7 protein-coding genes are annotated in these 7,836 nt (G+C 77.1%); 3 read left to right on the top strand and 4 right to left on the bottom strand.

Annotation, left to right across the window (positions count from 1 at the left end):
• Positions 1-343: 343 nt before the first annotated feature.
• Positions 344-1,672 (bottom strand): UDP-glucose dehydrogenase family protein, encoded by a 1,329-nt coding sequence (locus tag GTQ99_RS16485; protein WP_166616822.1) that lies wholly within the window; start codon positions 1,670-1,672, stop codon positions 344-346.
• Positions 1,673-1,854: 182 nt separating this feature from the next.
• On the opposite strand from GTQ99_RS16485, the gene GTQ99_RS16480 reads away from it, so the two are divergent.
• Complete coding sequence (locus GTQ99_RS16480; RefSeq protein WP_166616821.1) at positions 1,855-2,934, top strand: cell wall-binding repeat-containing protein; 1,080 nt, start codon at positions 1,855-1,857, stop codon at positions 2,932-2,934.
• Between the two features lie 34 nt (positions 2,935-2,968).
• Here the strand turns inward: GTQ99_RS16480 and GTQ99_RS16475 are convergent, their stop codons facing one another.
• Positions 2,969-3,334 (bottom strand): DUF2304 family protein, encoded by a 366-nt coding sequence (locus GTQ99_RS16475; protein WP_166616820.1) that lies wholly within the window; start codon positions 3,332-3,334, stop codon positions 2,969-2,971.
• 10 nt (positions 3,335-3,344) lie between these two features.
• Positions 3,345-4,091, bottom strand: coding sequence for a glycosyltransferase family 2 protein (locus GTQ99_RS16470; protein ID WP_338075045.1), 747 nt, complete (start codon positions 4,089-4,091; stop codon positions 3,345-3,347).
• A 101-nt stretch (positions 4,092-4,192) separates the two neighbouring features.
• Between GTQ99_RS16470 and GTQ99_RS16465 the strand changes: the two genes are divergently transcribed.
• Complete coding sequence (locus GTQ99_RS16465) at positions 4,193-5,995, top strand: ATP-binding cassette domain-containing protein (protein WP_205707638.1); 1,803 nt, start codon at positions 4,193-4,195, stop codon at positions 5,993-5,995.
• A gap of 16 nt (positions 5,996-6,011) precedes the next feature.
• On the opposite strand, the gene GTQ99_RS27040 is transcribed toward GTQ99_RS16465, so the two are convergent.
• Positions 6,012-7,121: a glycosyltransferase gene (locus GTQ99_RS27040; protein ID WP_166616818.1), complete on the bottom strand. Its 1,110-nt coding sequence runs from the start codon at positions 7,119-7,121 to the stop codon at positions 6,012-6,014.
• A gap of 104 nt (positions 7,122-7,225) precedes the next feature.
• Here GTQ99_RS27040 and GTQ99_RS16455 point away from each other — a divergent pair.
• Positions 7,226-7,836, top strand: a 611-nt coding sequence (locus GTQ99_RS16455; protein WP_166616817.1) for a glycosyltransferase, incomplete at its 3' end; no start/stop codon positions are given.

Raw genomic sequence — 7,836 nt, 5'->3', positions numbered from 1 at the left:
GCTCGGCGAGGCGCTGCTCGCGGCCGGGGGCCTGGGCGGCCGGCTGCTCACCGGCGCGCTGGTCGGGGCGGCGCGGCGCGCGGCGCGCGGGACGGCCGTAGGTCGTGGAGTGCCACCCGTCGGCCGCCGGGCGCGGCGGCTGCTCGGCGGGCTGGGGCGGCTCCTCGGGCATTGCCCCACCGTAGGGCCGGCGGCGGGTGCAGCGGGTCAGCTCGGCGAGCACACGCCGGACGCCCGGGGGATCTCGACGGGCTCCTCACATCCGGCCCGCGGTGATCATCCCACGGCGACCACCCGCGGTGATCTTGCAAGGTGCACCGTGCAAGATCACCGGGGGAGGGGGTCAGGCGCGCGGGCGGCCCAGCGCGCGGTAGGTCCAGCCGGCGGCGCGCCAGCGGGCCGGGTCGAGGGCGTTGCGGCCGTCGAGGATGCGCTTCTCCTTGACCAGGCCGGAGATCGCCGCCGGCTCCAGGTCGCGGTACTGCTTCCACTCGGTCAGCAGCAGCACGACGTCGGCGCCGCGCACGGTGTCCTCGACGGTCTCCGCGAAGGAGATGTCCGGCACCGACTTGCGCGCGTTGTCCAGCGCGGCCGGGTCGGTGAGGACGACGTCGCCGCCCTGCAGGCGGATCTGCGCGGCCACGTTGAGGGCGGGGCTGTCGCGGATGTCGTCCGAGAGCGGCTTGAAGGCCGCGCCGAGGACGGCCACGCGCTTGCCGATGAGGGAGCCGTCGCAGACCTCGCGGGCCAGGTCCACCATGCGGATGCGGCGGCGCATGTTGATCGAGTCGACCTCGCGCAGGAACGTCAGCGTCTGGTCGGCGCCCAGCTCGCCGGCGCGGGCCATGAAGGCGCGGATGTCCTTGGGCAGGCAGCCGCCGCCGAAGCCGAGGCCGGCGTTGAGGAACTTGCGCCCGATGCGGTCGTCGTGGCCGATGGCGTCCGCCAGCTGCGTGACGTCGGCGTTGACCTTCTCGCACAGCTCCGCCATCGCGTTGATGAAGGAGATCTTGGTGGCCAGGAAGGAGTTCGCCGCGACCTTGACCAGCTCGGCGGTCTGGTAGTCGGTGACGATGAGCGGGGTGCCGCGCTTGAGCGGGGTGGCGTAGACCTCGTCCAGCAGCGCCTTGGCGCTGCGGCCCCGCTCGGTCTCGGCGCCGCCCTCCACGCCGTAGACGAGGCGGTCGGGGGTCAGCGTGTCCTCCACCGCGTGGCCCTCGCGCAGGAACTCCGGGTTCCAGGCCAGCGCCGCACCGGGCTCGCGGACGGCGACCTTGGCCGCCAGCCGGGCGGCGGTGCCCACCGGGACGGTGGACTTGCCGACGACGAGCTCACCGGCGCCCACGTGCTCCAGCAGCGCGTCGACCGCCGAGTCCACGTACTTCATGTCGGCGGCGAACTCGCCCCGCTTCTGGGGCGTGCCCACGCACACGAAGTGCACGGCCGAGCCGGCCGCCTCGGCCATGTCGGTGGTGAACCTCAGGCGGCCGGTGGCCATGGTGCGCTCGAGCAGCTCGGGCAGGCCCGGCTCGAAGAACGGCGCACGAGCGGCCTGCAGGGCCGCGACCTTCTCAGGGTCGACGTCGATCCCGATGACCTCGTGCCCCAGCTCGGCCATGCAGGCCGCATGGACGGCGCCGAGGTACCCACACCCGATGACAGTCATCCGCATGCCGCGCACAGTAGCGGCCCGGCTGCGCTGAGAGAACATTCGCGCCCGGACGGGGGGTGCGCTGGTGGCGGTCCCGGGCCGGGGACGTGAGAGCGCCGTGCAGGTCGTGACAGTCTGTCGCTCAAGCATCGACCGTGACGGGTCGAGGTGGAAGGCACGGCACGTCCCACCGGAAGGTCACCATGCGCTTGCGTCCCCGCACCCTCGGCCTCGCGGCCGCCCTCACCGTCGGCGCGGCGGTCCTCACGGGCGCCGCACCCGCCACGGCGAACCCGGCACCCCGCGAGGTCGAGCTGAAGGCCGCCTCGGTCAGCCGCGTCTTCGGCTCCGACCGCATCGGGACCGCCATCGCCTCCGCCAAGTCCTTCAGCGGCGGCCAGGCCGCCGCTGTCGTGCTGGCCCGCGCGGACAACTACGCCGACTCCCTGGCCGCGGCCCCGCTGGCCTCCGACGTCGGCGGCCCGCTGCTGCTCACCGGCTCCGGCGCCCTCGACGGCGCCGTCGCCGCCACGGTCCAGGACGTGCTGCGCCAGGGCGGCACCATCTACCTGCTCGGCGGCGAGGCGGCCCTGTCGGCCGGCGTCGCCGCCCAGGTCGACGCCCTCGGCAAGGTCGGCCGCGTCCAGCGCGTCTCCGGCAGCGACCGCTACGCCACGGCCGTCGAGGTCGCCAAGCTGCTGCCGCAGGCCAGGACCGCGGCCGTGGTCACCGGCCAGAACTTCCCCGACGGGCTGTCGGCCGGTGCGCTCATGGGCGTCGTCGACAAGGCGTCCGGGCACAGCATCGGCGTCGTCCTGCTCACCGAGGGCACCACCCTGGGCCGGGCCACCTCCGACTACCTGGCCGGGCGCTCCTTCTCCACCAAGGTCGCCATCGGCGGCGCGGCCGTCACCGCGGTGGCCTCCGCCGGGCAGAGCGGCTGGGGCCAGCTCAGCGGCAGCGACCGCTACGCCACCTCCGCGCTGGTGGCCGAGCAGTTCAGCTCCACCGCCTTCTTCACCGACGCCACCACCATCGTCGGCATCGCCACGGGCGAGGGCTGGGCCGACGCCCTGTCCGGCTCCGCGCTGCTGGCCTACGGCGGCGGCCCGCTGCTGCTCACCCAGCCCGCCGGGCTGCCCGGCGCGACCACCGAGGCCCTGCGCTCCCTGCAGCGCGACGCCCGCGGCAAGGGCTCCGAGGTCACCCGCGCGCTGGTCTTCGGCGGCGAGTCCGCCGTGCGCGGCACCGTCGACGGGCAGGTCGCCGGCGCCCTGCAGTGACGCCGCGGGCCCCGGCGCCCGCGCGCCGGCCGGGTCAGGACGCCTCCTCGTGCCTGGCCCGGGCCAGCGCCGGGGGCTCCGCCTCGTCCAGCGCCAGGCGCCGGGTCAGCTGCGTCAGGCGCGACTCCAGCGAGCGCTGGCGGCGGTAGGCGGAGACGAGCGCGCCGAGGAAGGCCACGACCAGGCCGTACAGCAGCAGGTCCGTGCCGCGGCCGACGCCGACGGCGCGCGCGACGACCGTCACCGCGCCCGGCGCCAGGATGCTGGCGACCGCCAGCACCACCAGGACGCCCAGCAGGATGCGCCGCACCGCCTGGTGGCGCTCGCCGGCCGTGCTGCGCACGAGCACGGCGCCCACGCACAGCACCGCCACGATGAGCACGACTTGGATGAACAGCACCGCGGCCCCCTCAGCCCAGGATCGTCTCGACGAGGATGTTGACGCTGTTGAGCAGCGACTGCCCCTTCGAGCGCGAGTAGTCGGTGTAGCGGACCAGCACCGGGTGCTCGGCCCAGCGCAGGTCCGCGCGCCCCACCTGCAGGACGAGCTCGGTGGCGTGCGCCATCCGGTCGTGGCGCAGCCGCAGGCAGGAGGCCGCCCGCCGCGAGAGCACCCGCAGGCCGTTGTGGGCGTCGGTGAGGCGCACGCCCGTCGTCGCGTTGTTGTAGACCGTCGCCGCGCGCAGCACCGCGCGGCGCAGCCGGTCCAGCTCGGTGCGCCGGTCCAGGAAGCGCGAGCCGAAGACCGCGTCCAGCTGCTCGGCCTCCAGCCGCTGCACCATCGCCTCGGCGTCCTCGACGCGGTGCTGCCCGTCGGCGTCGAAGGTCACCACCGAGCGCATCCGCTCGTCGCGCAGGGCGTACTCGATGCCCGTCTGCAGCGCCGCGCCCTGCCCCAGGTTGACCCCGTGCCGCACGACGGTCGCCCCGGCGGCCTCCGCCAGCGCGGCCGAGGAGTCCGGGCTGCCGTCGTCGACGCACACGACGTGCAGGAAGCGCGTGCGCAGCTCGGCCACGACGTCGGCGACGACCGCGGCCTCGCGGTACAGCGGGACCACGACCCAGGTGCCGGGGTGGCCGCCCGCGCGCGCGGCGGCCGGCGCGCGGGGGTCCTCCCCGGGTGCCCCCTGCTCGGCCCGGTGCGGCGTGCTCGTCACAGCGCCCATCATGACGGCCCCGCGCCCGCTGGTCCGGCAGGGCGGGCAGGGCGGGCGGTGCGGGCGCGGGGACGGGCGCGGGGATGGGCGAGGATGACCGCGTGCGCGAGCTGCTGAGGACCGTCCGGGCGCTGCTGCGGCTGCTGCCGCGCGGCAGCGGGCGCTTCGTCGTCCTCTACAGCCTCGGGCAGGCCCTGCTGGCCGTCCTCGACGTCCTCGCCCTGGGTCTGCTGGCGCTGCTGCTGCCGGTGGCGCTCGACCCCGCCCGGCCGCTGACCTTCCCGCTGCCGCTCGTCGGCGACCGCCTCGAGCCCGCGACGCTGCTCGCCCTCGTCGTCGTGGTCAGCCTGCTGCTGGCCGCCAAGAGCCTGGCCAGCCTCGTGCTCGTGCGCTGGGGCGTCGTCCGCTTCGCCGACCACGAGGTCGACGTCGCCGACCGGCTGGTGCGCGCCTACCTGTCGGCGTCGTGGTCGTACCGGCTGCGGGCCAGCTCGGCGCGGGCGGTGCGCACCGTCGACGAGTCGCTCAACCAGACCTTCAACGGCTTCCTCATGCCCTTCACCAGCCTCGTCGCCGAGGTCTTCGGGCTCGTGGCCGTCGGCGTGGTCGTCGTCGTCGCGGCCTGGCAGACCGCCGTGGTGGCCGCGCTCTACTTCGCCGTCGTCGCCTTCGTCCTCTACGCGGTCATCGCGCGCCGCGCCGCGGCGGCCGGCCGCACGGCCACCGGCGCCAGCGTGCAGACCGTGCGGCTGGTGCAGGAGTCCTTCGCCGCCACCAAGGAGATCGCGCTGCGCGCGCGGGGCGAGCAGCTGGCCGGGGTGGCCCGGCAGGTGCGCGCCCGCAGCGCCCGCGCCCGGGGGCTGGCCTTCTTCTACTCCGTCGGCCCGCGCTTCGTGCTGGAGGCCGCGCTGCTGGGCGGCTTCCTCGTCGTCGGCGGCGCCGCGGTCCTCACCCAGGGCGTCACCCAGGCCGCCTCCTCCATCGGCCTCTTCGCCGTCGCCGGCTTCCGCGTCGTGCCGGCCCTGACCCGCCTGCAGTCGGTGTTCGCCACCATGCACGCCCACCAGCCCGACGCCCAGGAGGTCCTGGGCGCCCTCGCCGAGACCGGTGCCGCGGCCGGCCCGGTGCCCCCGCTGGGCGGCGGCGACGACGCGGCGCAGCTGCCGGCGGGCCCGGTGGAGGTGCGCCTGGAGGGCGTGCGCTTCAGCTACCCCGGGGCGCCCGCGCCCGCGCTGGCCGACGTCGACCTCGTCGTGCCCGCCGGTGCGCGGGTGGCCCTCGTCGGCCGCTCCGGCTCGGGCAAGTCCACCCTCGTGGACCTCGTGCTCGGGCTGCACGAGCCCACCGGCGGGCGCCTGCTCGTGGGCGGCCGGCCGCTGGGGGAGGTCCTGCACGCCTGGCGGCGCCGGGTGGGCTACGTGCCGCAGGACGTGGCGCTGCTGGACGCCGACGTGGCGCGCAACGTGGCGCTGAGCTGGCGCGACGAGGACGTCGACCTCGAGCGGGTGCGGCAGGTGCTGGAGGCCGCCCAGCTCACCGACGTGGTCGCGGGCCTGCCGGAGGGGGTGCGCAGCCAGGTCGGCGAGCGCGGCCTGCGGCTGTCCGGCGGCCAGCGCCAGCGCCTCGGCATCGCCCGCGCCCTCTACAGCGACCCCAGCGTCCTCGTGCTCGACGAGGCCACCAGCGCCCTGGACACCGCCACCGAGGCGGCGGTCTCGCAGACCGTCGCCGCGCTGCGCGGGGTGACCGTCCTCGTCGTCGCCCACCGGCTGGCGACGGTGCGCGACTGCGACGCCGTCGTCGTGCTCGACGCCGGCCGGGTGCGGGCCGTGGGCACCTTCGAGGAGGTCGTCGCGGCCGTCCCCGACTTCGCCCAGCAGGTCGAGCTGTCCCGCGTCTCCTGACGGCGGCCGGCGGGCCTCAGCGGCCCCCGGCACGCGCGGTCCGCGCGGACCGGGCCACCCGCGCGACCTGCGCGTCGAGGACGACGGCGAAGCGGTCGGCCACCGCGTCCGCGCTGAAGCGCCGGCGCACGGGGGCGGCGATCTCCTCGGGGGAGGGCGGCGCGCTCAGCGCCCGCTCGACGGCGTCGGCCCAGGCGCCCGGCCGCCGGTCGCCGACCAGGTGCACGCCCGGGCCGGTGAAGTCGCGCATCCCGCCGCGGTCGCCGAGCACCGCCGGCCGGCCGTGCACGAGCGCCTCGGCGCCCGCCACGCAGAACGTCTCGTAGCGGCTGGGCAGCAGGAAGGCGTGGCAGCGCGCCCACTCGTCGGCGAACTCCTCCGGCGCCCGGCGCCCCAGCAGCTCCAGGTGCGCGGCCACGCCCAGCCGCCCGGCGCGCTCGAGCACGGCCGCGCGCAGCGGCCCGTCGCCCACCCAGCGCAGCGTGGCCGCGTGCCCGCGCCGGCGCAGCTCGGCGAGCGCCTCCACCGCCAGCAGCGGGTCCTTCACGGGGCGCAGGTTGCCCACCGCCAGCAGCCGCAGCCCGCCGCCGGCGGGCGGGCCGGGCGGCACCGCGGGCGCCGGCACGACGTTGGGGACGACGGCGCAGCGCCGGTCGCCGCGGGCGTCGCGGACCGCCCGCGCCAGGTACTCGCTGACCGCCGTCACCGCGTCGGGGCGCCCCAGCAGCCGCCGGGCCGCCGCCAGCCGCTCCCACAGCGGACCGCCGGAGACGGGGTCGGACACGCCCGACCAGTGCTCGGAGTGCACCCACGGCACGGCCGGGCGCAGCGGGCCCAGCAGGGGCGCCAGCAGCACCAGCGAGGAGAAGACGTGGGTGTGCAGCAGGTCGGCGCCGGCGGTGGCCGCGCGCACCGCGCGCAGCACCCGGGCCGGCGAGCGCGGGTCGCGGCGCGCCACGTGCAGGCGCTGCACGCCCGGCTCCAGCGGCGTGCCCGGCCGCGAGGCCAGGTGCAGCACGCGCACGTCGTGGTCGCGGCGCAGCGCCTGCACGTGCCGCTGGACGAACACCCCCTCCACGCCGTCCTCGGCGCTGGGGTACCACGTCGTCACCACGGCGATGCGCACGAGCGCATCCTGCCCCGTGCGCGCGGCGCTCCGGGCGGTGGTCCCGGGGAGCGGTCCCGGGTGGTGGTCCCGGTGCCGGCCCCCGCGTGGGTAGGGTCCGGCTCGTGCCGCCCCTGATCCGCATCGCCACGCGGACGTACCCGCCGGACGTGGGGGCGGCCCCCTTCCGGCTGCGGGCGCTGGCCCGGGCGCTGGTCGCCGCCGGCTGCGAGGTCGAGGTCGTCACCACCGCCCCCGCGCCCGGCAGCGCGCCCGCCCCGCTCGACGCGGGCACGGGCGTGCGCCGTGCCGCGGTGCTGCGCGACGCCGACGGCGCGGTGCGCGGCTACCTGCCCTACCTGTCCTTCGACGTCCCCCTCACCGCCCGGCTGCTGCTGGGCCGGCGCCCCGACGTCGTCGTCCACGAGCCGCCGCCGACGACGGGGCTGGCGACGCGGGCGGCCTCGGCGCTGCGGCGCACGCCCTACGTCTCCTACCTGCCCGACGTGTGGTCGCAGGGCGCCGTCGCGGCCGGTGCGCCGCGCCCGGTCCTGGCCGCCGTCCGCCTCGCCGAGCAGGTCGCGCTGCGCGGCGCGGCCGCCGTGCTGGCCGTCACCGCGGGCATGGCCGCCGAGGTCGTGCGCGCGGGGGTGGACGCCCGGCGCGTGCACGTGGTCGGCAACGGCGTCGACGTCGACGTCTTCACCCCCGCCGCGCTTCCCGCGCCCGACACCCC

It is taken from the genome of Kineococcus vitellinus (genome assembly GCF_009906315.1).
In the GTDB taxonomy this organism is placed as follows: Bacteria; Actinomycetota; Actinomycetes; order Actinomycetales; family Kineococcaceae; genus Kineococcus; species Kineococcus vitellinus.
Note: the sequence above shows the minus strand (reverse complement) of the source record. Positions and strands in the feature narration are given on the sequence as shown.

Bases quoted from the DNA above. Each gene is read 5' to 3' on its own strand.
- GTQ99_RS16485 (WP_166616822.1), bottom strand. From the start codon at position 1,672: ATGCGGATGACTGTCATCGGGTGTGGGTACCTCGGCGCCGTCCATGCG.
- GTQ99_RS16480 (WP_166616821.1), top strand. From the start codon at position 1,855: ATGCGCTTGCGTCCCCGCACCCTCGGCCTCGCGGCCGCCCTCACCGTC.